Origin of the sequence: Aquipuribacter sp. SD81, from assembly GCF_037153975.1 — a bacterium.
In the GTDB taxonomy this organism is placed as follows: Bacteria; Actinomycetota; Actinomycetes; order Actinomycetales; family JBBAYJ01; genus Aquipuribacter.
This window is the reverse complement of record NZ_JBBAYJ010000009.1, coordinates 1-24,793: the sequence shown is the minus strand read 5'-3', so window position 1 is coordinate 24,793 and position 24,793 is coordinate 1. Positions and strand designations below refer to the sequence as shown.

27 protein-coding genes and 1 pseudogene are annotated in these 24,793 nt (G+C 76.2%); 16 read left to right on the top strand and 12 right to left on the bottom strand.

The annotated features are described in order from the left end of the window. Positions 1-10 precede the first annotated feature (10 nt). From WAA21_RS07025 to WAA21_RS07000, 6 genes are read left to right on the top strand one after another with little or no spacing between them, the layout of a single operon-like run. Positions 11-877: a CPBP family glutamic-type intramembrane protease gene (locus WAA21_RS07025; protein WP_336922063.1), complete on the top strand. Its 867-nt coding sequence runs from the start codon at positions 11-13 to the stop codon at positions 875-877. Next, positions 850-2,214, top strand: a complete 1,365-nt coding sequence (locus WAA21_RS07020) for an AMP-binding protein (protein WP_336922062.1) — start codon at positions 850-852, stop codon at positions 2,212-2,214. Before WAA21_RS07025 ends, WAA21_RS07020 begins: the two co-directional genes overlap by 28 nt. Continuing rightward, a complete protein-coding gene (locus WAA21_RS07015) occupies positions 2,211-2,549 on the top strand; it encodes a PLDc N-terminal domain-containing protein (protein ID WP_336922061.1) in 339 nt (112 codons plus the stop codon). Before WAA21_RS07020 ends, WAA21_RS07015 begins: the two co-directional genes overlap by 4 nt. A gap of 26 nt (positions 2,550-2,575) precedes the next feature. Further along, the gene (locus WAA21_RS07010) at positions 2,576-3,457 is read left to right on the top strand and encodes a 1,4-dihydroxy-2-naphthoate polyprenyltransferase (protein ID WP_336922060.1); all 882 of its coding nucleotides are present in this window, start codon (positions 2,576-2,578) and stop codon (positions 3,455-3,457) included. A 39-nt stretch (positions 3,458-3,496) separates the two neighbouring features. Continuing rightward, positions 3,497-4,162 carry a TetR family transcriptional regulator gene (locus WAA21_RS07005; RefSeq protein WP_336922059.1) on the top strand — a complete coding sequence of 222 codons (666 nt, stop codon included), beginning with the start codon at positions 3,497-3,499 and terminating at the stop codon, positions 4,160-4,162. Further along, positions 4,159-4,653, top strand: coding sequence for a hypothetical protein (locus WAA21_RS07000; RefSeq protein ID WP_336922058.1), 495 nt, complete (start codon positions 4,159-4,161; stop codon positions 4,651-4,653). Before WAA21_RS07005 ends, WAA21_RS07000 begins: the two co-directional genes overlap by 4 nt. A gap of 3 nt (positions 4,654-4,656) precedes the next feature. On the opposite strand, the gene WAA21_RS06995 is transcribed toward WAA21_RS07000, so the two are convergent. Next, on the bottom strand, positions 4,657-4,866 hold the full coding sequence (locus WAA21_RS06995) for a PLDc N-terminal domain-containing protein (protein WP_336922057.1): 210 nt from the start codon (positions 4,864-4,866) through the stop codon (positions 4,657-4,659). A gap of 63 nt (positions 4,867-4,929) precedes the next feature. On the opposite strand from WAA21_RS06995, the gene WAA21_RS06990 reads away from it, so the two are divergent. From WAA21_RS06990 to WAA21_RS06975, 4 genes are all read left to right on the top strand, one after another. Next, complete coding sequence (locus WAA21_RS06990; protein ID WP_336922056.1) at positions 4,930-5,286, top strand: DUF4229 domain-containing protein; 357 nt, start codon at positions 4,930-4,932, stop codon at positions 5,284-5,286. Then, complete coding sequence (locus WAA21_RS06985; RefSeq protein WP_336922055.1) at positions 5,283-5,723, top strand: globin; 441 nt, start codon at positions 5,283-5,285, stop codon at positions 5,721-5,723. The genes WAA21_RS06990 and WAA21_RS06985 overlap by 4 nt, the downstream gene beginning before the upstream one ends. A gap of 44 nt (positions 5,724-5,767) precedes the next feature. Next, positions 5,768-7,432, top strand: coding sequence for a glycoside hydrolase family 13 protein (locus WAA21_RS06980; protein ID WP_336922054.1), 1,665 nt, complete (start codon positions 5,768-5,770; stop codon positions 7,430-7,432). A 98-nt stretch (positions 7,433-7,530) separates the two neighbouring features. Beyond that, positions 7,531-8,688 (top strand): PP2C family protein-serine/threonine phosphatase, encoded by a 1,158-nt coding sequence (locus WAA21_RS06975; RefSeq protein WP_336922053.1) that lies wholly within the window; start codon positions 7,531-7,533, stop codon positions 8,686-8,688. Positions 8,689-8,731: 43 nt separating this feature from the next. Here the strand turns inward: WAA21_RS06975 and WAA21_RS06970 are convergent, their stop codons facing one another. After that, positions 8,732-9,163: an acyl-CoA thioesterase gene (locus WAA21_RS06970; RefSeq protein WP_336922052.1), complete on the bottom strand. Its 432-nt coding sequence runs from the start codon at positions 9,161-9,163 to the stop codon at positions 8,732-8,734. Between the two features lie 110 nt (positions 9,164-9,273). Between WAA21_RS06970 and WAA21_RS06965 the strand changes: the two genes are divergently transcribed. Genes WAA21_RS06965 through WAA21_RS06945 form a run of 5 tightly spaced genes read left to right on the top strand, consistent with a single transcriptional unit; the run spans position 9,274 to position 11,999 of the window. Beyond that, positions 9,274-9,492, top strand: coding sequence for a hypothetical protein (locus WAA21_RS06965; RefSeq protein ID WP_336922051.1), 219 nt, complete (start codon positions 9,274-9,276; stop codon positions 9,490-9,492). Then, positions 9,489-9,998 carry a DUF5709 domain-containing protein gene (locus tag WAA21_RS06960; RefSeq protein WP_336922050.1) on the top strand — a complete coding sequence of 170 codons (510 nt, stop codon included), beginning with the start codon at positions 9,489-9,491 and terminating at the stop codon, positions 9,996-9,998. The genes WAA21_RS06965 and WAA21_RS06960 overlap by 4 nt, the downstream gene beginning before the upstream one ends. Further along, the gene (locus WAA21_RS06955) at positions 9,995-10,144 is read left to right on the top strand and encodes a hypothetical protein (RefSeq protein ID WP_336922049.1); all 150 of its coding nucleotides are present in this window, start codon (positions 9,995-9,997) and stop codon (positions 10,142-10,144) included. Before WAA21_RS06960 ends, WAA21_RS06955 begins: the two co-directional genes overlap by 4 nt. A 38-nt stretch (positions 10,145-10,182) precedes the next feature. Further along, complete coding sequence (locus WAA21_RS06950; protein ID WP_442893244.1) at positions 10,183-11,058, top strand: acyl-CoA thioesterase; 876 nt, start codon at positions 10,183-10,185, stop codon at positions 11,056-11,058. A gap of 59 nt (positions 11,059-11,117) precedes the next feature. Then, entirely contained in the window at positions 11,118-11,999 is an 882-nt protein-coding gene (locus tag WAA21_RS06945; RefSeq protein WP_336922048.1) for a hypothetical protein, read from the top strand. Positions 12,000-12,110: 111 nt separating this feature from the next. Here the strand turns inward: WAA21_RS06945 and WAA21_RS06940 are convergent, their stop codons facing one another. Further along, entirely contained in the window at positions 12,111-13,676 is a 1,566-nt protein-coding gene (locus WAA21_RS06940; RefSeq protein ID WP_336922047.1) for a methyl-accepting chemotaxis protein, read from the bottom strand. A 131-nt stretch (positions 13,677-13,807) separates the two neighbouring features. Here WAA21_RS06940 and WAA21_RS06935 point away from each other — a divergent pair, with 131 nt between their 5' ends. Beyond that, positions 13,808-14,473, top strand: coding sequence for an alpha-ketoglutarate-dependent dioxygenase AlkB (locus WAA21_RS06935; RefSeq protein WP_336922046.1), 666 nt, complete (start codon positions 13,808-13,810; stop codon positions 14,471-14,473). 15 nt (positions 14,474-14,488) lie between these two features. On the opposite strand, the gene WAA21_RS06930 is transcribed toward WAA21_RS06935, so the two are convergent. The 9 genes and pseudogenes from WAA21_RS06930 to WAA21_RS06890 all read right to left on the bottom strand — a co-directional run. Beyond that, on the bottom strand, positions 14,489-15,811 hold the full coding sequence (locus WAA21_RS06930) for a DUF2254 domain-containing protein (protein ID WP_336922045.1): 1,323 nt from the start codon (positions 15,809-15,811) through the stop codon (positions 14,489-14,491). An 81-nt stretch (positions 15,812-15,892) separates the two neighbouring features. Next, on the bottom strand, positions 15,893-17,578 hold the full coding sequence (gene ettA, locus WAA21_RS06925; RefSeq protein WP_336922044.1) for an energy-dependent translational throttle protein EttA: 1,686 nt from the start codon (positions 17,576-17,578) through the stop codon (positions 15,893-15,895). A 37-nt stretch (positions 17,579-17,615) separates the two neighbouring features. After that, positions 17,616-19,076 carry an NADH-quinone oxidoreductase subunit N gene (locus WAA21_RS06920; protein ID WP_336922043.1) on the bottom strand — a complete coding sequence of 487 codons (1,461 nt, stop codon included), beginning with the start codon at positions 19,074-19,076 and terminating at the stop codon, positions 17,616-17,618. 3 nt (positions 19,077-19,079) lie between these two features. Beyond that, positions 19,080-20,591: a complex I subunit 4 family protein gene (locus tag WAA21_RS06915; RefSeq protein ID WP_336922042.1), complete on the bottom strand. Its 1,512-nt coding sequence runs from the start codon at positions 20,589-20,591 to the stop codon at positions 19,080-19,082. 1 nt (position 20,592) lies between these two features. After that, positions 20,593-22,569, bottom strand: a complete 1,977-nt coding sequence (locus WAA21_RS06910; RefSeq protein WP_336922041.1) for a proton-conducting transporter transmembrane domain-containing protein — start codon at positions 22,567-22,569, stop codon at positions 20,593-20,595. Further along, complete coding sequence (locus WAA21_RS06905) at positions 22,566-22,868, bottom strand: NADH-quinone oxidoreductase subunit NuoK (protein WP_336922040.1); 303 nt, start codon at positions 22,866-22,868, stop codon at positions 22,566-22,568. The genes WAA21_RS06910 and WAA21_RS06905 overlap by 4 nt, the downstream gene beginning before the upstream one ends. After that, complete coding sequence (locus tag WAA21_RS06900; RefSeq protein ID WP_336922039.1) at positions 22,865-23,449, bottom strand: NADH-quinone oxidoreductase subunit J; 585 nt, start codon at positions 23,447-23,449, stop codon at positions 22,865-22,867. Before WAA21_RS06900 ends, WAA21_RS06905 begins: the two co-directional genes overlap by 4 nt. A gap of 27 nt (positions 23,450-23,476) precedes the next feature. Further along, on the bottom strand, positions 23,477-24,388 hold the full coding sequence (locus tag WAA21_RS06895) for an NADH-quinone oxidoreductase subunit H (RefSeq protein ID WP_336922038.1): 912 nt from the start codon (positions 24,386-24,388) through the stop codon (positions 23,477-23,479). Continuing rightward, a pseudogene (locus tag WAA21_RS06890) lies at positions 24,381-24,793 on the bottom strand (hypothetical protein); the annotation flags it as partial. The pseudogene WAA21_RS06890 and the gene WAA21_RS06895, both read right to left, overlap by 8 nt.

Below are 24,793 nucleotides of genomic sequence, written 5' to 3'. Positions count from 1 at the left end.
CCCTGGCTCCGTGGACCTCCTGCTCGCCGGCGCCGTCGTCGTCTGCGCCCTCGTGGCGTGGACGGCGTGGGAGTCGGTCATGGCCGCCCGGCTGCGGCGCGACCGTCGCCCGCTCGTCGCGCGCAACGCGGCCGTCGCGGGCGCCCAGCGCCTCACGGTGGTCGGCCAGCTCGCCGTCGTGGTCGTGACGACCGCCGCCGCCGCGCTCACCGGCCTCGCCCTGTGGTGGAGCCCGGTCGGCGTCGCCGCACCGGCGCTCGGCTGGGTCGCGGGCGGCGCGCTCGGACTCGGCGCCGCCGGCCTCGTCGCGTGGGTGGCGCGGCGCCGCCCCCTCGCGCGCGACCGCCGCGCCCTCGCCGCGACCGTCGCGACGGCCGTCGGCACCGAGGTGGTCCTGCGCGGCTTCGGGCTGTCGGTCCTCGAGGCGGCCGGCTCCCCCGTCACCGTGTCCGTGCTCGTCGCCGCCGCCGCCACGGGCGGGCTGCAGGCGTGGCGCTCCCGCCGCGGGACCCGCGCCACGGCCTTCGTGCTCGGCAGCGCCCTCGGCTTCGCGCTCGGCCTCGTCGTGCTGCTCACCGGCAGCGTCGTCGCCGCGGCCGCGCTCCACGTGGGCGTCGCGGTGCTCGGCCTGCTGCGCACCCTGCCGGACCCGGCTCGTGCGGGCGGCTGCGCGTGCGGGCAGGAGCACGACCACGACGCCGCCACGACGACCTCGGACGTCGTGCCCGGGACGGCCGTCCCGGCCGGGCACGAGCGGGTCGACGCCCCTGGCGCCGGGGCCGTGACCCCGGCCGCCGCCCACGCGTGCGGCTCGTCGTGCGCCCACCACGGCACGAGCGCGTGCACCACGTGCCCGCTGCAGGCGGCCCGGGTCTGACGGCGGGCGCCGGGCGGCTGCGGCCGCGGCCCGTCCTCGCCGTCCCGGTCCGCGCCGCGGACGGCCGGCCGCTGCTGGCCCCGCTCCGCACCGCCCTCACGGGCACCGGGCCCGCCGTCGCGCCGCACCCGGCCGGCTCCCCGCCGCAGCCGCTGCTCACCGCGGACCTCACGGCGGCGGAGGACGACCCCACCGACCCGACCGTCGCGGTCGTCGGCACGACCGGGTCGACGGGTGCGCCGCGGGCCGTCCTCCTGCCGGCCTCCGCCGTGCGCGCGTCGGCGACCGCGACGGCCGAGCGGCTCGGCACGAGCGGCACGTGGCTCCTCGCCGTACCCGCGCACACGGTGGCGGGCGTCATGGTGTGCGTCCGGTCCCTGCTCGCGGGCACCGAGCCGGAGGTCGTCGACCTCGACGGCGGCTTCCGCCCCGCGGCGTTCGCCGCCGCCGGTCGGCGCGTGCTCCGCCGCAGCGCCGGCGCGGTGCTCACCTCGCTCGTGCCCACCCAGCTGCGACGGCTGCTCGACGCCACCGGCGAGGACGGCCTCGCGGCGCGCGAGGTGCTCTCCCGGCTCGACGCGGTCCTCGTGGGCGGCGCCGCCCTCGACGGGCTGACGCGCGAGCGCGCCGTCGACGCCGGGGTGCGCGTGGTCGAGACGTACGGCATGACGGAGACGTGCGGCGGCTGCGTGTACGACGGCCGCCCCCTCACCGGGGTCGACGTCGCGCTGGAGCCCGGGCCCGGGGACGGCGGCCGGGTCGTGGTGTCCGGGACGGTCGTGGCCCGCGGCTACCGGCAGCCGACAGACCCCGCCGGCGCGACCGCGGACCGCGGGGACGGCTTCGCCGGCGGCCCGCGACGCTTCCGCACCGGCGACCGCGGCCGGTGGGTCGACGGGCGGCTGCACGTGCTCGGCCGGCTCGACGACGTCGTGGTGTGCGGCGGCACCAACGTGTCGCTCGACGCGGTGGCCCGTGCGGCCCGGGGGGTGGCGGGTGTCACCGACGCCGTGGCCGTCGGCGTGCCCGACGAGGAGTGGGGCACCGTGGTCGGTCTCGTCGTGGCCGCGGCGGAGGGACACGACCGCGGGGCGGGGCTGCGGGCCGCGGTCGCGGAGACGGTGCGTCACGAGGTCGGACGCGCGGCGACGCCGCGACGGGTGCTCGTCGCCGGTGCCCTCCCGCTGGCGGGCGTGGGGAAGCCGGACCGCGCCGCCGCGCTCGGGCTCCTGCTCGACGCCCCGGCCGACGAGACGGCGCCGCGGGCCATGGGGGACCATGGGTCGACGGTCGGGACGGTCCCGGCCGGGGTCGCGACGGAGGGACGTCAGCCGTGAGGGCGCTCATCATCCCGGGCCTGCTCCTGGCCTTCACGATCTACTGCCTGATCGACGTCATCCGCTCCGAGGACTCCGACGTCCGCGGCCTGCCGAAGCTCGTGTGGGTGCTCCTGGTCCTGCTCTTCCCGCTCGCGGGAGGTGTCGCGTGGTTCGTCGCGGGCCGCCCGCGCGCCTCCCGGCTGCCCGGCACGGAGCGGCTCGGCCGGCCCAGGCCGCGGGTGCTCGGCCCCGACGACGACCCCGACTTCCTGCGCGGGCTGGACCGGCGCCCGCCGGACGCCTCCGACGACGAGGGCGACGACACGCGTCCGCCCGGCGCGTCGCGCAGCTGACCCACCGCGCCGTGACCACCCCTGCCGTGACCACCCCTGCCCAGTGGGTCGCCGGCGCGCGCCCGCGCACCCTCCCGGCGGCCGTCGCGCCCGTCGCCGCGGGCACCGGGGCCGCGGTCGGCCTCGGGGCCACCGAGCCCGTCCGCGCCGTGCTCGCGCTCGTCGTCGCGCTCGGGCTGCAGGTGGCCGTCAACTACGCCAACGACTACTCCGACGGCGTCCGCGGCACCGACGCCGACCGGGTCGGGCCGATGCGGCTCGTCGCCTCGGGCGCAGCGAGCCCGCGGGCGGTGCTCGTCGCCACCGCGGTGGCGTTCGCGGTCGCGGGTCTCGCGGGGGTCGCGCTCGTGGTGCTCAGCGGCGCGTGGTGGCTGCTCCTCGTGGGCGTGCTGTGCGTGGTGGCCGCGTGGACGTACACCGGCGGTCCGCGCCCCTACGGCTACGCCGGGCTGGGCGAGGTCGTCGTGTTCGTGTTCTTCGGGCTCGTCGCCGTGCTCGGCACCACGTGGACCCAGGCCCTGGCCGTCGACGCCGGGGCCGTGCTCGCGGCCGTCGCGATCGGGTCCGTGGCGTGCGCGCTCCTCGTGGTCAACAACCTCCGCGACATCCCGACCGACCGCGTCGCCGGCAAGCGCACCCTCGCCGTTCGACTCGGTGACGCGCGCACCCGCGCGCTGTACGGCGTCCTCGTCGCCGGGGTGCCCGCGGTCGCGGTCCTCGCCCTGGTGGCCTCCGGCCGGCCCTGGGCGCTGCTCGCCCTGCTCGCGCTGCCCCTGGCCGCCGGGCCGTTGCGGACCGTCGCCGACGGTGCCCGGGGTCTGGGGCTCGTCCCGGTGCTCGGCGCCACGGGGCGCCTGCAGCTCGTGCTGGGCCTCCTCCTGGGCGTGGGGCTCGCGATCGTCCCCTGACGTCTTGAACACGTTCAGTCCGCCGTGTTCACTGTCGTCGTGGCACCCCGGCGACGACCCGACCAGCCGGACACCCGGACCCTGCTGGTGGAGACCGGCCTGCGGCTGTTCCGCGAGCGCGGCTACGACAGGACGACGATGCGGCTCATCGCGTCGGAGGCCGGCGTGTCCGTCGGCAACGCCTACTACTGGTTCCCCGGCAAGGACCACCTCGTGCAGGAGCTGTACCGCCGGCTGCAGGTCGAGCACCGCGCGGCGGTCGCCGACCGGCTGCCCCTCGGCGGCACGCTCGAGCAGCGCCTGCGCGGGACGTGGCTCGCCGGGCTCGAGGTCTTCGCGCCGTACCGCTCCTTCGGGACGGGTTTCGTGCAGGTCGCGCTGCGCCCCGGCGACGGTGCGAGCCCGTTCAGCGAGGCCAGCGCCGAGGCCCGGCGCCTCGCCGTCGACCTGCTCACCGAGGTGGTCGAGGGCGCGCGCCCGCCCGTGCAGGGCCCGGCGGCCGAGCGGCTGCCGGAGCTGCTGTGGCTCGCGTGGCTCGGCGTCACCCTGTTCTGGGTCCACGACGGGTCCCCTGACGCCGCCCGCTCGCGTCGCCTGGTCGAGCGGAGCGTGCCGCTCGTCGCGCGCCTCGTGCGGCTCAGCCGCCTGCCCGTGCTCCGCGGCACGGTCCAGGACGTCCTCGACCTCGTCGACGAGGTGACGTGAGCACCGACGCGGCGGGCCCGTGGCCCTGGGTCCGCGAGCAGCGGCGCACCGACGCCGGCCTCCGCCTCGTCGGCCGCGCGCTGCTGGAGGGGATGGCCGCGGGCGCCGTGCTGGGGGCCGCAGTCCTGCTGGCGCCGCTGCTCGCCGGGCTCGCCCTGGCACCCGGCGGCGCGCGCGAGGCGGGCCTCGAGCCGGGCTACGTCCTCCTGGTCGTCGCCGTGGCGGCCGCGGTGGGCACGGGGCTGGGCCTGGCCGGCGCGGTCTGCGTCCTCGTCGTCCTCGGGGTCGTCGTCCGTCTCGACCCCCGCAGCTGGCCCGCGTCCTGCGCGGCCTGGCTCGCGCCGGCCGTCGCGGTCACCGCCGCGACGCTCGTCCTCGGGCTCGTCACCGACGTCGGCTGGTTCCTCGGCGCCGCGGCGCCCGCGGGCGTCGTGACGGCGTGGCGCGCGCGACGGGCCCTCGCCGGGTTCCGCGCGGCCGTCGCGGCGTGAGCCTCAGCGGCGGCGTCGCCCCACCGGGTCGAAGGCCTCCGGCCGCCCGCTCCACAGCCACAGCAGCGGCCCGACGACGGGCAGGAAGATGACGACGACGACCCACGCCGCGAACGGCAGGCCGCGCACCTGCGAGGGCGAGGTGCGCATGCAGTCGACGAGCGCGTACACGTGCAGGCCCACCACGACGAGCACGAGGAGGAGGCGCAGCACCCCCGCAGGATAGGTCGGCGCTCGGGGGCGGGGCCCGCGGAGCGCGGCGCCTACCCTGGAGGCATGCGCCCGGTCGCCGTCTACTCCGCCCTCCGCCTGGGCATGTTCCTCGCGGTGTTCCTCGTGCTCCGCCTCGTCGGGGTGGGCGGGATCCTGTCGCTCGTCGTCGCGCTCGTCATCTCCATGCTGCTGTCGTTCGTCGTCCTGCGCCGCCAGCGCGACGCGGTCACCCTCGCCCTCATCGGCTCCCAGGAGCGCCGCCGGCAGGCGAGGACCGACGGCCCGCAGGCCCGGCCCGCGCGGACACGCCGGACGCTGTCGCAGCGGCTGGACTCCGACGCGGCCGCGGAGGACGCCCTGCTCGACGCGCGCGAGCCACGGCCGGACGACCCGGCCGCGGGCCGGGCGGACCGCGCATGAGCCAGGACGCGCCCGACCTGCGACGCGCCGACAGCTTCTGGGAGGCGGTCGGCGGGACCGACACGTTCGAGCGGCTCGTCGCGGAGTTCTACCGCGGGGTCGGCGAGGACCCGGTGCTGTCGGCCATGTACCCGCAGGAGGACCTCGGCCCCCACGGCGCCGCCGCGCAGCGGCTGCGGATGTTCCTCGAGCAGTACTGGGGCGGCCCCACCACCTACAGCGAGCAGCGGGGGCACCCGCGACTGCGCATGCGCCACGCGCCGTTCCACGTCGACCCCGACGCCCGCGACCGGTGGCTCACGCACATGCGCCGCGCCGTGGCGAGCATCGACCTGTCCCCCATGCACGAGGCCGTCCTGTGGGACTACCTCGAGCGCGCCGCGCACTCCCTCGTCAACGCCCCCGACGCCCCGCCCGCCCGCCCGCCGGCCGGCTGAGCGGGGAACGGGGCGCGCGCGGCGCTGTGCCACCCTTGTGACACGTGACCTCCTCGTCCCTGCAGTCCTCCCCGTGGTGGCGCGACGCCGTCATCTACCAGGTCTACCCGCGCTCGTTCGCGGACGGTGACGGCGACGGCATCGGCGACCTTCCCGGCATCACCGCGCGCCTGCCGAGGCTCGCCGAGCTCGGGGTCGACGCCGTCTGGCTGTCCCCCTTCTACCCCTCGCCGCAGAACGACGCGGGCTACGACGTCTCCGACTACCGCGACGTCGAGCCCCTGTTCGGCACGCTCGCCGACGCCGACCGCATGATCGCCGACGCGCACGAGCTCGGCCTGCGGGTCGTCGTCGACATCGTCCCCAACCACACGAGCTCGGAGCACGAGTGGTTCCGCGCGGCCCTCGCCGCCGGGCCCGGCTCGCGCGAGCGGGCCCGCTACCTGTTCCGCGACGGCCGGGGCGAGGCCGGCGAGCTCCCGCCCAACAACTGGGTGTCGGTGTTCGGCGGCCGGGCGTGGACGCGCGTCACCGAGGCCGACGGGTCCCCCGGGCAGTGGTACCTGCACCTGTTCGACGCCACGCAGCCCGACCTCGACTGGGGAAACCCCGAGGTGCACGCCGAGTTCGAGGACGTCCTGCGGTTCTGGCTCGACCGCGGCGTCGACGGCTTCCGCATCGACGTCGCGCACAGCATGGTCAAGGAGCCCGGCCTGCCCGACTGGTCCGAGGACGACCGGCCGATGCAGGGCACCGCGGAGATCAGCGAGACGCGCCGCCCCCCGATGTGGGACCAGGAGGGCGTGCACGACATCTACCGGCGCTGGCGGGAGGTCGTCGACTCCTACGACGGCGACCGCATGCTCGTCGCCGAGGCGTGGGTGACCCCGTACGAGCGCCTCGCCCGCTACACCCGCCCCGACGAGCTGCACCAGGCCTTCAACTTCGACCACTGCGTGGCCGCGTGGCTGCCCGAGGCCCAGCGGGAGGTCATCAGCACGTCCCTCGCCGGCTCCGAGGCGGTCGGCGCACCCACGACGTGGGTGCTGAGCAACCACGACGTGGTGCGGCACGCGTCCCGCCTCGGCTACCCGCCCGCGACCCGGGGTCTGGGTGGCATCGGCCCGCGCGACGAGCAGCCCGACCGCGGGCTCGGCCTGCGCCGCGCCCGCGCGGCGACGCTGCTCATGCTGTCGCTGCCGGGCTCGGCCTACCTGTGGCAGGGCGAGGAGCTCGGCCTGCCCGAGCACACGACGCTGCCCGACGAGGTCCGGCAGGACCCGGCGTGGCTGCGCACCGGCGGCGAGCAGGTGGGCCGCGACGGCTGCCGCGTCCCGATCCCGTGGGAGGCCGACGCCCCCTCCTACGGCTTCGGGCCGGGCGCGGCGTCGTGGCTCCCGCAGCCGCCGGAGTGGGCGGACCTCGCCCGCGACCGGCAGGAGGGCGTCGAGGGCTCGACGCTGGAGACGTACCGCGCGGCGCTGCGGCTGCGGCGCGAGCACGGGCTCGGCCGCGGCGCCCTGCACTGGCTGGAGGAGCACTGCGGTCCCACCTCCCTCGGCCTGCGCAACGGCGACGTCACGGTGCTCGTCGCGTTCGACGAGCCGCTGCCGCTGCCCGCGGGGAGCCGGGTGCTGCTCGCGAGCGGTCCGCTCGACGCCGACGGCACCGTGCCGTCCGACACGACCGTCTGGCTGCGCACGCCCTGACCGGCGACCCCGTCGGGCCGCTGGCCGGGGCGGCGCCCGCGCACTAGCGTGTGCGCGCCCCGGCCGGCACCCCGACCGGCCGCGGCGGCGGAGGTGCGGTGCTGTCGACGGACCCTGCGGTCCCGCCAGGCCGCGAGACCGCCATCCTGCGGGCGGCGGTCGAGTCCGGCCTCGACGGGGTCGTCGTGGTCGGCGACGACGGGCGCATGCTCGCGATGAACCAGCAGTTCGTCGACATGTGGCCGATCCCCGCGGACGTCGTCGCCTCGCGAGACGACGAGGCCGCCCTGCGCAGCGCGATGACCCGGCTCGTGGACCCGCAGGCGTTCCTGGACCGCGTCCACGAGCTGTACGCGGGTGACGGCGGGGCGGCGCGCGACGAGCTGCTGCTGCGCGACGGGCGCGTCCTGGACCGCTGGGGCACCCCGCTGGTCGACGACGACGGGACCCGGCTCGGCTGGGCCTGGTACTTCCGCGACGTCACGCGGGAGCGGGTCGCCGCGCAGGAGGCGATCGAGGCGGGGGAGCGGTTCCGGCGCCTCGCGCGCACGCTGCAGGACAGCCTGCTTCCCCCGCACCTGCCGGACGTGCCCGGCGCCGAGATCGCGGCGCGCTACCTGCCGGGCTCGGAGGTCGTCGACGTCGTCGGCGACTTCTACGACGTGTTCCAGACCGGCGAGCACGAGTGGGCGCTGACCGTGGGGGACGTGTGCGGCAAGGGGGTCGAGGCCGCGACCGTCACGGCGCTCGCCCGCTACACGATCCGCGCCGGGGCCGTCACCCGGCGCTCGCCGTCGGCGGTGCTGCGGCTGCTCAACGAGGCGATGCGGCGCCAGCACCCGGACTCCGAGCGGTTCGTGACGGCGGCGTACCTCGGCCTGGAGCTCGGCAGCGGCGCCTGCCGCCTGCGGATCGCGCTCGGCGGGCACCCTCCGGCGCTGTGCCGGCGCGCCGACGGCCGGGTCGAGCCCCTCGGCACGCCCGGGACGGTGCTCGGCGCCTTCGACGACCCGTCGCTCACCGACGACGGCACGCTCCTGCACCCGGGCGACCGGGTCCTGCTCTACACCGACGGCGTCACCGAGGCCCGGCGCGGGGCCGAGCAGTTCGGCGAGGAGCGCCTCGTCGACGTGCTCGCCGGCTGCGACGGGACGGCGGCGGAGACCGCACGCACCGTGGAGGAGGCGGTGCTGGCCTTCAGCACACGGCAGAGCGACGACACCGCGGTCCTCGTCGTGCGGGTGCCGCCCGCCTGAGCGCCCGGGCGGGCGACCGTCGTCGCACGACCCGTCGCCGCCGTCAGCGCCCGCCGCGCCGGAACACGACCGGCGGTCCCGCCATCGACCCCAGCACCGCCCGCTCCGCCTCGTCGATGCGCCGGGGCGCGCCGCGGGAGAACGAGTACATGACCATCGTCGAGGCCGACACGGCGTGCACCACGCGCTCGCCGGTGTGCGTCGTCGCGACCTCGTAGCCGAGGTCGAAGCCCGCACCGCCGAGGCGCGTCACCCAGATGTCGACGAGCACGCCCGCGGCCGTGTACTCCAGCGGCACCCGGTACTCGATCTCGTGCCGCACGACGAGGGTCCCCGTGTCGGCGCCCGCCTTGACGACCGCGAGCGCCTCGACGCGCGCCTGCTCGGTGTAGCGGAGGAAGTCGGTGTTGTTCACGTGGCCGTAGGCGTCCATGTCGGACCAGCGCACGGCGACGGGCACGGTGACGGCGGGCACGGCGGGATTGTCGCAGCCCGGTCCGCCCCGCCGTCCGCCCCGCGTCCGCCCGCCTCCCGGGCCCCGGCCGGGCAGGCATGGCCGGAGGCGCGTCCGGGTACCGCAGGGGCATGAGCGAGAACACGGAGTACCCGACGGGTACCACCGGCGAGCCGGACGACCTGCGGACACCCGGCGACGAGACCGGGGCGGGCTACGACCCGGACAGCGACCCGGACGCGGACCCCGAGATGCTGAACCCGCGCGACGGGGACGAGGCGGCGGGCTCGCAGACCGAGGACCCCGACTCCGACCCCGACAGCATGAACCCGAGGGAGGGCGACGCGTGAGCGAGCAGGAGGGCGTCGACCGGATCGACGCGGAGGCCACGGCCTCCCAGGACCTCGACGAGGTCGACTTCGACCAGGACCTCGCCTTCGGCGAGGACGGCGACGACGACAACATGGACCGCAGCTACGTGCCGAACGACCGGCCCGTCGCGGCGAACCAGCACGGCACGACGGCCGCCGAGCAGCACGAGGGCAGCACGATCGACGACCGCGTCGCCGCGGAGGAGCCCGAGGTGTTCGGCGACCGTCCCGGCGAGGAGGTCCTGCCCACGGACCAGCCGCTGTCCGACGCGCTCGGCGAGGACGTCGCGTCGGAGGACCTCGCCATGACGGAGGACGACGAGTCCGAGGTCGGGGACCTGCGCGCCGGCCGGCTCGTCGAGCCGGACGAGGGCGTGCGCGAGGACACCGAGAAGGACCTCGTGGCCGATGACGTCGGCGTGGACGCCGGCGCCGCGAGCGCCGAGGAGGCCGCCATGCACGTGACGGACGACCCCCGCGCATGAGCGAGCCGAGCACGGGCGCCGCGCCCTCCCCGGACGAGGGCGCGGAGCGGACCGACCACGACGACCCCGAGATGTACCGCCACCGCGACGACCCCGAGCCGGACGCCGGCGAGGGGACCGGGGACGCCGGGCCCGCCCGGGCGTGAGCAGCAGGGTCCCGCGGGGCAGCCGGTAGGTTCCGGGCGTGAGCACGCGCCCCACACCGGAAGCCCTGCGGGACCAGCTCGTCTCCGACCTCCGGCTGGAGGCGACGGAGGACCCGGACCGCTTCACCGGGCAGAACGTGCACCACCCCTCAGGCCGCGTCTTCGGCGGGCAGGTGCTCGGGCAGTCCCTCATGGCGGCCGGGCGGACGGTCGACGCCGACCGCCTCCCCCACAGCCTCCACGCGTACTTCCTGCGACCGGGCGACCCGAGCGTGCCGATCGACTTCTCGGTCGAGCGGCTGCGCGACGGGCGGTCCTTCAGCGCCCGGCGCACGCACGCGCTGCAGCACGGCCGCCCGATCCTGTCGATGATCGCCTCGTTCCAGACCGCCGACGAGGGCCTCGAGCACGGCGAGCCGGTGCCGGACGCCCCGCAGCCGGAGTCGCTGCCGACCACCGCCGACGTGCTCGCGGGCGTCGAGCACCCCGTCGCGGAGTACTGGTCGTTCGAGCGGCCCATGGACATCCGCAACGTCGACGAGCCGATCTTCCTCCGGCCTGCGACCGCGCGCCGCAGCGACAGCGCGGTCTGGCTGCGCACGACCGCCGCGCTGCCCGACGAGCCGCTGCTGCACGCGGCCGTCATGGCCTTCGCGAGCGACTACTCGCTGCTGGAGGCGGTGCTGCGCCGTCACGGGGTCGCCTGGTCGACGCCGGGGCTGAAGATCGCGAGCCTCGACCACGCGATGTGGTTCCACCGGACCGGCCGCGCCGACGACTGGCTCCTCTACACCCACCGCAGCCCGTCCGCCTCCAACGCGCGCGGGCTCGTGCAGGGGCACATGCACGACCGCCGAGGACGGCTCGTCGCGACCGTCGCCCAGGAGGGCATGGTGCGGGTGCCGCGGGGCTGACCGGGTGTCGCGGCCGACCCCGCCTGCGGCCCGCAGCCGCCGTCGCCGACACTGGGGGCATGGACGGTGAGGGCGCCGGGCGCGACGCGGGCGTACCCGTCCCGCCGGGGCGCCCGCGCCACGCCCGCCGGCACCTCGTCGCCGGGGCGCTCGTCCTCCTCGCGCTCCTCGCCCCGCACGTGGGCGGCGCCGGGCCCCGCGTCGACGAGGCGACGACGCTCGCGCCGGCGGCGGCCGCCGCCCCTGAGCATCCGGCCGGCAGCCCGAGGTGGGCGCTGTACGAGGGCACGCTGCCCGACGGCCGCACGACGTGGCTGCGGTGGGACCCCTGCAGCACGGTCACGTACCGGGTGACGCTGACCGGGGTGCCCACGCGCCTGCGGGCCCAGGTGCTCGCCGAGACGCAGGACGCCGTCGCCGAGGTGGCACAGCGGACGGGGCTGCGTCTGGTGTACCGGGGGGTGAGCGGCGAGGTGCCGCTCACCCGGCCCCGCGACCCGTTCGACCAGTCGGCGGACCTGCTCGTGGCGTGGGTCCGCCCGGACCAGGCCGACGTCGACCTGTCCGGCGGCACCGCCGGGCGGGCCGGCGCACGCGGCATGCTCACGAGCCGGGTGAGCGACGACGTGACGTGGGAGCCCGGCGCCACCGAGCTCGGCCACGTCATCCTCCGCGGCTACGTGGTGCTGGACGCCCCGCAGCTGCTGGCCGAGGGCAAGCCGGCCGCCGGCCCCGGCACGTCACGGCGCAACACGCTGCTCCACGAGCTCGCCCACGCGGTCGGGGTCGGTCACGCCGAGGACCCCACGCAGCTCATGCACCCGCGGCTGCACGCCGGTACCCCCGACGGCTTCGCCGACGGCGACCTGGAGGCGCTGGAGTGGGTCGGGTCCGCGCACGGCTGCCTGAGCCCGCCGCAGGGCGTGCCGGACCTGCAGTAGCCCGGACCTGCAGTAGCCCGGACCTGCAGTAGCCCGGTGGCCCGGTGTCCCGGTGGCCCGTCGACCCCGTGGCCCGGTCGCCCCCCGTCCCGATTGCCCCGCGGCGCGCGGTCAGGGGTGCTCGCGCAGCGCCGAGGCCATCGCGACCTGGTCCCCCAGCACCTCGGTGATGCGGGCCTGGACCGTGCCCATCTGCTCCACCGTGCCGCTGGTCGCGTGGATGCCCGCCTCGACGCTGCGGCTGCTGCGCTGCAGCGCCCCCACGTGGTCGGACACCTTCTGCGTCGCCACGGCTGTCTCCCGGGCGAGGTCCTTGACCTCGCCCGCGACGACGGCGAACCCCTTGCCCGCCTCCCCGACGCGTGCCGCCTCGATGGTGGCGTTGAGGGCGAGGAGGTTGGTCTGGTCGGCGATCCGGCCGATGATCTTGATGACCTCGTCGATCTCCGCGGAGGCGGCCGCGAGGGCGGCGACGTCCTCGCGCATGGCCGCCGAGCGGGCCACCGCCTCCCCCGCGACCTGGCCCGCGTCGCTCGCGGCCCGCTGCAGGCGCTCGACGGTGTCGAGCAGCCGCCGGGAGTTCTCGGCGTCCGCGGCGGCGCGGCGCAGCACGCCGACCCGCTGCGAGACCAGCTGCTGCACGTTGCGCAGCGCGGCCGCACGGGACTCCGACAGCTCGATGGTCTCGGTGACGAAGAAGTCCATGGTGCCGATGACGCGGTCGCCGTCCGTGATCGGGAAGCACACACCCGAGCGGACACCGGCCCGGCCGGCGGCGGGCGCCCGCACGCAGTCGGTGAGCTCGGCGAGGTCCTGCACGAAGACGAGGTCGCGCGCCCGCCACGCCCGCCCGGACAGGCCGACGCCCTCGGCGAAGCTCGCGCCCATCGTGACCTGGCGGAACTCCTCGCCCGCGGAGCCCGACTCCTGCGCGAAGCGCAGCACGCCCGCGGCCTCGTCGAGCGCCCAGAACGAGCCGTACGCCCAGCCGAAGGTCCGGCGGACGGTGTCGAGGGCGACGCGCAGCGCGGAGGTCTCGTCCACCGCGTCGGACACGTCACCGACCACCGTGGTGACGGCCTTGCGGTCGTTGAGCGTCTCCTCGAGCTGGCGGGAGGCGAGGGCCTGCCGCTTGGCCAGGCTCGCGATGCGGGCGATCGCGGCCCACTTCTCGTCGTCGAACCGGGGCATGCACTGCGGGCCGTAGAACTCCATGACCGCGGAGACGGCGCCCCCGGGGTCGAAGATCGGGACGGCGGCGGCCGAGCGGGCGGGGCCCTGGCTGGCCGCGCGCCAGCGCAGGCAGCCGTGGGACGCGGGCACGGACTCGCCCGGCTCCAGCCGTTCGACGACGGCGCGGCGGCCGAGCACCGCGCGCGCGATGAGGGCGTCCGGGACGTCCTCCACCCGGACGGCGTCGGTGGAGGCGGGCAGGGTTCCGGCGAGCGCGCCGGTCTCGTAGCGGAGCTCGAACCGACCGTCGGAGCGGCGGACCCACCGCGCCCCGTAGTCGAGGCCGAGGCAGTCCACGAGCAGGTCCGTCATCTTGACGCGGGCCTCCTGCTCGTCGCGGACGCCGTCGTCGAAGGCGCGCAGGACGGCCTCGAGCGCCTCCACGTCGCGGGGGACGGGGTGCGTCGGAGCGGTCGTGGTGCGGCGCTGGGCGAACAGCGGCATGGGAGCGGTCCTCCGGTCGGGTCGGTGACAGGGGTATCGGCAGCCGCGGGACCCGCCTGAGCACTGGACGGGCCCGAGATGCGCGAGGTCATCCTGGCCGGGCGGGTCGAACACGTGTACGGTGTCGTGGCATGGCACCGGTCCTGCAGGCCTCGCTCTTCGACAGCGTGTTCGACGCGGCGGGCGAACAGGAGGCCGGCGTCGGGACCCATTGGGCCCTCGGCCCGCTCGGTGCCACCGTCGAGCGGGTGCCTCTGGCCCACGGCGCGTGGCTCGACGTGCGGCCCGGGTGGCTGCAGGGCTCGGCCGGGGTCTTCGACTCACTCGTCTCCGGCGTGACCTGGCGGGCCGACGAGCGGCAGATGTATGACCGGGTCGTCGCGGTGCCCCGTCTGCTGTCGTGGTTCGGCGAGCACCAGGCGTGGCCCCACCCGGCGCTCGTCGCCGCCCGGGACGCCCTCGACACCCACTACGGCCTCGCGGCCCCGGACCGCTTCGCCACCGCGGGCCTGTGCTGGTACCGCGACGGCCGCGACAGCGTCGCCTGGCACGGCGACCGCATCGGCCGGAGCCGGCACCACGACGTGATGGTCGCGATCCTGTCCCTCGGCGCGCCTCGAACCCTCGCGCTGCGCCCGGCCGGTGGCGGTGCGACCCACCGCTTCCAGCTCGGGCACGGCGACCTGCTCGTCATGGGCGGGTCGTGCCAGCGCACGTGGGACCACTGCGTGCCCAAGACGACGCGGGCCGTGGGGCCCCGCATCAGCGTGCAGCTGCGCCCCCGCGGCGTCGCCTGAGGGCACCCACCGGCGTCAGAGGGCGGGCGGGGCGGGCAGCACCGGACGGACCGCGTCGGCGGCCGCGAGCACGCGCTCCCGGTCGCGCGGGAACGGGTCGGTCGTCGCGTGGTGCGCGAGGAGCGTGTCGAGCTGGTCGACGAGGGCCGTCACCTGCTCGGGGCGGGCGTCCTCGGCCACCTGCCCGAGCAGCCGGACGGCCCGGACGACGACGTCCGGGTGGTCGAGGCCGTACGCGCGCACCGTGTCGACGACCGTGTCGACGAGCTCGATGAGACCGACGGACGGCGCGACGACCCGCAGCACGCCGTCCTCGTCGACCCGCCGCTCCTCCGGGTGGTCGCGCCGCGCGAGGGCCGCGAGCCCGTCGCTGAGGTCGTCGAGCGCCGTGCGCGCGGTGTAGGGGTCGTTGGTCCCCGGCGACAGCGCCCGCGCGAGCATGTCGAGGAGCAGCTGCACCGAGAAGCCGACGTCCTGCGCGGGGCTGCGCACCGCGGACAGCGACAGCTGGCGGCGGATGCGCGCGGCGAGCGCGGCGGCGTCCGGCACGTCGCCGTGGACGTCGGCGACGACCCCCTCCTCCGCGACGAAGTCACCGGGGCGGACGCGGAGCACCATCACGAGGTCGAGCTCCGCCGCCGTCGCGACGAGGTCGTCGACGTCGACGCCGACGACGTAGCCGGTCCCCGCCGCACGCACCTTGAGCGAGACCGGTCCTTCGGGACCCTCCGCCGCCCGCGGGGCCGGCCCGGCGCCGCTGCGGGCGGGGTACAGGTCGTCGACCGCGTGCCGCAGGTCCTCCCGGACCCGCCGGGCGAGCGTCCACACCTGGATCGAGTCGCTGATGTGGTGGATGAACCACACGAGCAGGCCGATGCTGGCGACCGCGAGCACGACGGCTCCGTTTACCGCGAGGTGCGGCACGAAGGGCTCCTCGGCGGCGGTGCCGTCGAGGGTGCGGATCGCCCGCAGGACGAGCAGGGAGTACAGGAAGGTGGCGAGGTAGGTGCCGAGCACCACCTGGTTGCCCCGGTCGGCCATGAAGTTGCGCACGAGGCGGGGCCCGAACGACGACGAGGTCAGGGCCATGACCGCGATCGTGATGGAGAAGGTCGTGGACGCGACCCCGAGCACGGAGCCGGCTATGGCCGACAGCAGCGTCCGGCTGCCGTCGGCGCCCACGCGGTAGAGCACGTCGACCCCGACCAGTGGCTCGGTCGACGTGCCCACGAGCGACCGGTCGACCTCGATGAGGCCCTGGGCAGCCGCCGCGGCGAGGAGGCAGAGGGCGGCCGGCAGCACCCAGAAGGACTCGCGCATGCGCGTCAGGAACGTCACCGCCCCATGGTGGCGTCACGCGCGCCCCGGGGCGGGGGCGACCCGCCCCGGGGGCCGCACCCGCGAGGGGGCGGGTCCGCGTCAGTCGCGCGTGAGCTTGCGGTGGGTGACGCGGTGCGGCCGGGCGGCGTCCGGGCCCATCCGCTCGATCTTGTTGGCCTCGTAGCTGGCGAAGTTGCCCTCGAACCAGAACCACTTCGCCGGCTCCTTCTCGTCGCCCTCGTAGGCGAGGATGTGCGTGCACACCCGGTCGAGGAACCAGCGGTCGTGGCTGATCACGACCGCGCAGCCGGGGAAGTCGAGCAGCGCGTTCTCCAGGCTGCCGAGCGTCTCGACGTCGAGGTCGTTCGTCGGCTCGTCGAGCAGCAGCAGGTTGCCGCCCTCCTTGAGGGTGAGGGCCAGGTTGAGGCGGTTGCGCTCCCCGCCGGACAGGACCCCGGCGGCCTTCTGCTGGTCCGGGCCCTTGAAGCCGAACGCCGACACGTACGCCCGCGACGGCATCTCGACGTTGCCGACCTGGATGTAGTCGAGCCCGTCGGACACGACCTCCCACAGCGACTTCTTCGGGTCGATGCCGCCGCGGGTCTGGTCGACGTAGCTGATCTTGACCGTCTCGCCGACCTTGACGGTGCCGGCGTCCGGCTCCTCCAGGCCCACGATGGTCTTGAACAGCGTGGTCTTGCCGACGCCGTTGGGCCCGATGACGCCGACGATGCCGTTGCGGGGCAGCGTGAAAGACAGCCCGGAGATGAGCTCCCCGCGCTCGTCGAAGCCCTTGTGCAGGTCCTGCACCTCGATGACGGTGCTGCCCAGGCGCGGGCCGGGCGGGATCTGGATCTCCTCGAAGTCGAGCTTGCGGGTGCGCTCGGCCTCCGTCGCCATCTCCTCGTAGCGGGCCAGGCGCGACTTGGACTTGGTCTGGCGGCCCTTGGCGTTCATCCGGACCCACTCGAGCTCGTCCTTCAGGCGCTTGGCGAGCTTGGCGTCCTTCTTGCCCTGGACCTGCAGGCGCTCCTGCTTCTTCTCCAGGTAGGTCGAGTAGTTGCCCTCGTAGGGGTACAGCCGGCCTCGGTCGACCTCGGCGATCCACTGCGCGACGTTGTCGAGGAAGTACCGGTCGTGCGTGACGGCGAGCACGGCCCCGGCGTAGGAGGCCAGGTGCTGCTCGAGCCAGTTCACGCTCTCGGCGTCGAGGTGGTTGGTCGGCTCGTCGAGCAGGAGCAGGTCGGGCTTGCTCAGCAGCAGCTTGCACAGCGCGACCCGGCGGCGCTCACCGCCGGACAGCACGGACACGTCGGCGTCCGGCGGCGGGCACTGCAGCGCGTCCATCGCCTGCTCGAGCTGGCTGTCGAGGTCCCACGCGTCGGCGTGGTCCAGCGCCTCCTGGAGCTCGCCCATCTCCGCCATGAGCGCGTCGAAGTCGGCGTCCGGCTCGCCCATGGCCGCGCTGATCTCGTTGAAGCGGTCGAGCTTCTGCTTGATCTCGCCGAGGCCCTCCTCGACGTTGCCGAGGACGGTCTTCTCCTCGTTGAGCGGCGGCTCCTGCAGGAGGATGCCCACGCTGTAGCCGGGCGACAGCCGGGCCTCGCCGTTCGACGGCTGGTCGAGCCCCGCCATGATCTTGAGGATCGTCGACTTGCCGGCGCCGTTCGGGCCCACGACGCCGATCTTGGCGCCGGGGTAGAACGACATCGTGACGTCGTCGAGGATGACCTTGTCGCCGTGGGCCTTGCGGGCCTTGTACATCGTGTAGATGAATTCCGCCACGACCGTCAAGGCTAACGCCGGGTCGGCCCGGCGGCGCTCACCGGACGACGCCGGCGCTCCCGGCCCCGACGACGACGCCCGCGAGGAGGCCGACGGCGAGGACGCCGACGGCACCCGCCAGGGCCGCCGCCCCCGCCCACGGCCGCGGCTCGGCGACGCCCGCGTCGGTGCGGAGCGGCCCCGCGCGGAACACGGGCGCGACCCAGCGCAGGTAGTAGAAGAGCGAGGCGACGGTGTTGACGGCGGCGACGACGGCCAGCCACGCCGCCCCGCCGTCCCACGCGGCGGCGAAGGTCGCGAGCTTGCCGGCGAAGACCGCCGTCGGCGGGGTCCCGACGAGACCGAGCAGCGCGACGACGAGCGCGCCCGCGGTCCACGGGTGCGCGCGGGCGAGGCCGCGCCACTCCTCCAGCGCCCCGCGGCCGGGGTGGGCGGCGACGACCGCGAAGGCCGCGAGGTTGGTGACGGTGTAGCCGGCGAGGTAGAGCAGCAGGCTCGGCAGGGCGAGCGTGCCGTCGACGACCGCGACGGGCAGCAGGACGTAGCCGACCTGGCTGACGGTCGACCAGCCGAGCAGGCGGCGGGGGTCGGTCTGGGTGAAGGCGGCGAGGTTGCCCAGCGTCATCGACGCCACCGCGAGCACCCCGACCGTCACGAGCACGAGCCGGGACGTGCCCGCGGCCGCGCCCCCGTCGCTCGCCGCCTCCACGAGCCGGTAGGTGGCGAGCAGGGCGCCCACCTTCGGCACCGTCGTGAGGTACGCGGCCACGGTGACCGACGCACCCTGCGCCGCGTCGGGCACCCAGAAGTGCCCCGGCACGCCGCCGGCCTTGAACATGAGCCCGGCGAGCACGGCGACGAGGCCGAAGCCGACGGCGCCGGGCGGGGCCCCGGGCAGCGCGGCGGCCAGCTCCGCGTACGTCGTGCCCCCGGTGACGGCGAAGAGCACGGTGACGCCGAGCAGCATGACGATGCCGAGCAGGGCACCGAGCAGGTAGGTCTTGAGCGCCGCCTCCGCGGAGCGCGCGGTGCCGGGCAGGCCCACCAGGGCGTACAGCGGGATGCTCGAGAGCAGGAACCCGACGGCGAGCACGAGCAGGTCGTCGGCCGAGGCGACGACGAGCGCGCCGAGGGTGCCGAGCAGCAGCAGCGCGTACGTGTCGGACTCGCGGGGGCTGCCGCCCAGCTCGTCGACCCCGAGGCCGACGACGAGCAGGGTCCCCGCGCACACCACCACCCGGACGACCGCGGTCGCGGTGTCGACGGCGAAGGTGCCGTCGAAGGCGGTCGTCGCGTCCCGGGTGGCGCCCACGAGCGCGAGCACGGTGGCGGCGAGCAGCGCGGTGACGGCGAGCAGACGCGAGACCCACTGCCGCTGCCGGGGCAGGAACGAGCCGAGCAGCAGCGTCACCACCGCGCCGACGAGCACGGCGAGCTCGGGCAGCACGAGCAGGGTGCTCGCCGCGTGCATGCCGGCCATGCCGTCGCTGCCACCCACGGCTCAGCCGGCCGTGAGCGCCGTGACGACGTCCGAGGCCGCGGGCGCGACGACGTCGAGCAGCACCCACGGCAGCAGCCCCACGAGCAGCGACAGCGCGAGCAGCCCCGCGACGGCGACGGCCGCGTGCCGGTCGAGGTCGACCATGCCGCTCGAGCGGCCCCGGACCGGACCCACGACGAGGCGCTGCAGCGCGCGCAGGTACAGCGCCGCGGTGAGGAGGATGCCGAGGAGGGCGACCGCGGTGACGGGGGCGAGCGGGATGCTGCCCGCGAACACCTGCAGCTCGGCGACGAACCCGCTGAGACCCGGCAGCCCGAGCGAGGCGAACGCGCCGACCGCGAGCAGCCCCGAGAAGACGGGCGCGACGCGGACCAGGCCGCCCCACGCGTCGAGGGAGTACTCCTCGCGCCGCTGCCACAGCAGGTCGAGCAGGAGGAACAGCGCCGCGGTGACGAGGCCGTGGCTCACCATCTGTGTGACGGCGCCGGCGACCGCGAGCTCCCGCGCCTCCCGCAGCCCAGCGTCGCCGACCGCCACGCCGGCCACGCCCAGGCCGAGCACGACGTAGCCCATGTGGTTGACCGACGTGTACGCGACCATCCGCTTGACGTCGGTCTGGGCGAGAGCGACGAGCGCACCCCACAGCACCGACACGACACCGACCACGACGACCACCCACGCGATCGCCTGCCACGCCTGCGGCAGCATCGGCAGGCTGATGCGGACGAGGCCGTACGTGCCGAGCTTGAGCAGGACCCCCGCGAGCACGGCGGAGCCGACGGCCGGGGCGTCGGTGTGCGCGGGCGGCAGCCAGGTGTGGAACGGGACCGTCGGCACCTTGACGGCGAGCCCGACGAGGACGGCGACCGCGACGAGGACGCCCGCGACGGGCCGGTCGGTGAACGGCGGGTCGGCCGCCAGGGCCAGCATGTCGAAGGTCCGCGCCCGCCCGTCGCCGCCGGAGCCGAGGTGCAGGCCGATGAAGCCGAGCAGCAGCGCGAGGCTGCCGAGGAAGGTGTAGAGGAAGAACTTCAGCGCCGACCGGGCGGCGTCGTGGTGGCCCCAGCCGGCGACGACGAAGTACATCCCGACGATCGACAGGTCGAAGAACACGAAGAAGACGAGGAGGTCGGCCGCGGCGAAGACGCCGAGGCACGTGGTCTGAAGGAACAGGAAGAGCGCCGCCTGCGCTCGCGGGCGCTGCTGCTCGGCGAGGGCGTGGACGGCGCACGCGAGGAACACCACGCACGTGAGCAGCACGAGCGGGAGGCTCAGCCCGTCCAGGCCCACGTGGTAGCTGCTGCCGAGCGACGGGATCCACCGGACCTGCTCCTCGAACGCCAGCGCGCCGCGGCCCGGGTCGTCGTAGGCGACCCACAGCCCGAGGACGAGGAGGGTCTCGACGGCGCTCACCGCGACCCAGGCCCAGCGCGCGGCCCGGTCGGGCAGGCCCCGCGCGAGCGCGAGGACGGCACCGGCGAGGACCGGCAGGAACACGACGAGGCTCAGCACCTCACACCACCACCAGGGCGAGGACGGACAGGGCGAGGAGGACGGCGAGCGCGACGACGAGCTGGACGTAGTAGGAGTCGACCCGTCCGCCCTGCGGCCGCAGCGCCGCCCGGCCGAGCCGCCGGGCGTCCTCACCGACACGCTCGACCGCCCGGTCGACGACCCCGAGGTCGACGCCGGACGACCAGCCCGCGGCACCGGTGGCACCGGTCGCCGCCGCCTCCACGGCACCGTCGACGACGCGGTCGTCGGCGCGGGCGGCCCGGCCGGCCCCGCCGGTCACCGCGAGCGCGAGGGCGGTGACGCCCCGGTCGAGGACACGGTCGTCGACCCGGGCGCACCCCTGGGCCAGGGCGAGCACGGGCCGGACCACACCGCGGTGCGCGAGGTCGCCGAGCCCGAGCCACGACGTGGCCCACGCGGGCGAGGGCACCGCGTCGCGGCGCACGAGGGGGACGAGCACCGCCACGACGAGGACGGCGAGCCCGGCCGTGAGCACGAGCTGCACGGTCGCGGGCTCCGGTGGCGCCGCCCCGGCGACGGCCCGCGACAGCGGCTCGAGGACGGCGGTAACGGCCAGGACCCCGAGCACGACGGACCCGGCCGCGAGCACGCCGACGGCGACCGACTGGCCGGCCGGCACGCGCACCCGGCCGGTGCCGCGCCGCTCCCCCGCCCCCGACGGCTCGCGGACGAGGACCGTGACGGCGATGCGTCCCGCGTAGGCGGCGGCCGCGACGGCCGCGGCGAGGCCGACGACCTCCAGCCACGGCGACACCTCGCCCGCGGCCGCGAGGACGACGTCCTTCGTCGCCCACAGGCTGAGCGGCGCGACGCCCGCGAGCGCGAGCGCGGCGACGACCGCGGCCGCGCCGACCGCGGGCGTGCGCCGTGCGGCACCGCGGAGCGACGCGAGCGCCCGGGTGCCGAGGACCTGCAGCCACACCCCCGCGGCGAGGAACAGCGCGGCCTTTGTCGAGGCGTGCGCGACGAGGTGGACGGCGCCGCCCGTGACGGCGCCCGCCCCCGCGGCGCCGACCGAGCCCGCCGCGAGCACGACGAACCCGAGCTGCGAGGCGGTCGAGGCGGCGAGCGCCTGCTTGAGGTCGCTCTGGAGCACCGCGACGACACCCAGGACGAGCGCGGTCAGCGCGCCCACCCACGCGGCCGCTGGTGCCGCCCAGCCGCTCACTGCGAGCAGGTCGGCGGTGCGCAGGAGCAGGTAGGCCCCCATGGCGACCATCGCGGCGGAGTGCAGGAGCGCGCTGACGGGGCTCGGGCCCTCCATGGCCCGCGACAGCCAGAACGAGAACGGCAGCTGGGCGGCCTTGCCGAGCGCCGCGACGAGGACCCCCGCGGCGGCCACGTGCAGCCACGGACCGCCCGCCGCGGGCAGGTCGGCGAGCGCGAGGCCCGCGCCACCGGCGACCGCGGCCGCGACCGCGGCGTACAGCCCGAGGTCGGCGGCCCGGGTGGTGAGGAACGCGGTGAGGCCCGCGTCGACGGGCTCGTGCTCGCGCCACGGGGCGCCGATGAGCGCGTACGACATCGCGCCCATCACCTCCCAGCCGAGCAGGAGCGCGGGCAGCGTCGTCGCGGTCGCGGTGAGGAGCACGGCGGCGGAGAAGAGGAGCAGGAACCCGTGGACGCGGCCGGGGGCGGCGGCGACCCGTTCCTCGTCCCGGCCCCCGGCGACGGTCCACCCGACGACGAGGAGCGTGACGAGCGCGACGGCGGGCACGACGAGCGCGCCGAGGCCGTCGACGGCGAGGGCGAGGTCGGCGACGACGAACGGCGCGCCGACCTGCGGCCGCTCGACGGCGACAGCGCACGCGCACCCGAGGACGACCAGCGCCGTCCCGGCGGAGACGGGTGCAGCGACCCGGTCGGCCCGCCGACCCCCGACGGCGAGTCCGCCGCCCACCGCGGCGGGCGCGAGCACGAGCGCCCACAGCAGCGCGGGACCGAGCGCGCTCACCCCGACAGCTCCGTCGCCATGTCGACCATGTCGGCGCCCGAGGCGCGGTGCAGCGCGGTCGCGACGGCGAAGCCCATCGCCATCTCGACCGTCATCGCGGCGATGACGACGAGCAGCAGGACCTGCCCCGACGGGTCGGGCGCGAGGAACCACCAGAACGCCGCCGCGGCGAGGACGACCCCGTTGAGCATGAGCTCCAGGCCCATCATCACCATGACGACGACCTGCTGGGTGAGCGCACCGTACAGCCCCACGCTCAGGAGGGCAGCCGCGACGACGAGGACGGCCTCGAGGCTCACCGGCCCACCCCACCCGGCTGCGGGTCCGCCGCGGGCCGGCGGCGCAGGTCGTCGCCGAGACGGTCGTAGCGCGTCCGGTGCGAGGCGAGGACGACGGCGGCGACGAGCGTGGCGAACAGCAGGGGGCTCACCGTCATCATCACGAGCATCTTGTCGCCCATGACGGCCTCACCGAGCTCCCGGGCGCTGCCCGCACCGGGGCCGCGGGCGGCCACCTGCTCCCACGGCACGAGGAGCGCGCCACCGGCCAGGACGACGAACGTCGCGACCGCGGCGACGGCGGCGGGCCGCTTCCGGTGCGTCATGTCCATCGGCATGAGGGCCGGGTTCATGCCCATGAACATGATCATGAAGACGGCCATGACGGCCATCTCCATCACCATCATGAGGACCACGACGACGCCGACGTAGTGCAGGTCGACGACGACGAGCATGAGCCCGACCGCCACGAACGACGTCGCGAGCGCGTACGTCACGCGGGCCATGGAGTCCCAGCGGAAGACGACGACGCCCGCGGCGACGGCGAGCGCGGCGAGCGCCCAGAAGGCGGCCACCTCCAGCGGGTGCAGGGCCTCGGGCACGGGACCTCCTCGGGGTCGGGGACGGGCTCACGCCGGGCCGCCGCGGAGGACCGCGACGACGGCGACGACGAGCAGCTGGACGAGGGTGAGGGGCAGCAGGACGAGCCAGCCGGCCTCGACGAACCGGTCGGGACGCAGCACGGGCAGGGCGCGACGGGCGAGCAGGAGCAGGGCGAGGACGGCGAGCGTGGTGAGCAGCGACCAGGCCCACCCGGGCAGCCACGGGCCGTGGCCGCCGCCGAGGAACAGGGCGGCGCCGAAGCCGGCCCCGGCGACGAGGAGTGCGTAGCGGCCGGCCTGCACGAGCCAGCGGTCGACCCCGGACAGCTCGGCGAGGACGCCGCCGTGCGCGTCGGGTCCGGCGGCGTGGGCGAGCGGACCGTGCACGGAGAAGCCGGCAACACCGACGCAGAAGACGGCGAAGGCGACGGGCATCTCGACGACGAACCAGCGACCGTCCTGCGCGGCGGCGACGTCGGACGTCCGCAGGCTGGCCGCGGCCACCACGGGCGCGGTGAGGGCGAACATGAGCGGCAGCTCGTAGGCGAGGGCCTGCGCGAGGAAGCGGTAGCCGCCGACCAGGCCGTGCACGGCGTTCGCGCCCCACCCGAGGCACCACACCGCGGCCCACACCACGACGTCCATGGCGTTGAACCACACGACGCCGACCGGGACGTCGGCGAGCGGGCGGCCGCCGACGGGGACGACAGCGGCCATGAGCAGCGCGGCGAGCAGCAGCCCGGCCCCGCCGAGACGCCACAGCAGGGTGTCGGCCGCGGCGAGCGTGCGGCGGCGCTGCCGCAGCAGCCGGGCGGTCTCCTGCCACGGCGCCCGCCACGCGCGCGGCCCCTCCACCAGCACGGTGTCGACGGCCGCGGCGAGCCCGGCCAGGCCGAGCAGGCCCGCGGTGAGGGCGAGCGGCAGGAGCAGCTCAGGCACGCGTCACCTCCGCCTCCCGCGGGTGGCCCGCGACGGCCAGGTCGGGGTCGAGGGACGCGACGACGAGCCGGGCCGCCCCCAGGTCGAGCCCGGTGACGAGAGCCGGCACGTGCGCGAGCGCGGCCCGCTCCTCCGCGACCGCAACGGGCCCGGGCGCCCCGGTCGTGGCGTCCGCGAGGGTGCGCGCCGCCCGCTCCAGGCGGGCGAGGAGCCGGTCGTGCACGTCCCCGGCGAGCACCGCCGGCGTCTGCGGACCCGGGTCGACCGGCCCGAGCCCGCGCAGCGACCAGCGCAGGAGGCGGGAGCGCCGGACGCGGCGCTCCAGGCCCGCCGCGGCGGCCGCGAGGCCCTCGTCCGGTCCGTCGGCGAGCCCCGCCGCGGCGTCGCGCACGGCGCGTGCGCGGC

Coding starts and splice junctions, on each gene's coding strand:
- WAA21_RS06955 (WP_336922049.1), top strand. CDS start 9,995: ATGAGCGAGCCGAGCACGGGCGCCGCGCCCTCCCCGGACGAGGGCGCG.
- WAA21_RS06985 (WP_336922055.1), top strand. CDS start 5,283: ATGAGCCAGGACGCGCCCGACCTGCGACGCGCCGACAGCTTCTGGGAG.
- WAA21_RS06935 (WP_336922046.1), top strand. CDS start 13,808: ATGGCACCGGTCCTGCAGGCCTCGCTCTTCGACAGCGTGTTCGACGCG.
- WAA21_RS06965 (WP_336922051.1), top strand. CDS start 9,274: ATGAGCGAGAACACGGAGTACCCGACGGGTACCACCGGCGAGCCGGAC.
- WAA21_RS06990 (WP_336922056.1), top strand. CDS start 4,930: ATGCGCCCGGTCGCCGTCTACTCCGCCCTCCGCCTGGGCATGTTCCTC.
- WAA21_RS06940 (WP_336922047.1), bottom strand. CDS start 13,676: ATGCCGCTGTTCGCCCAGCGCCGCACCACGACCGCTCCGACGCACCCC.
- WAA21_RS06945 (WP_336922048.1), top strand. CDS start 11,118: ATGGACGGTGAGGGCGCCGGGCGCGACGCGGGCGTACCCGTCCCGCCG.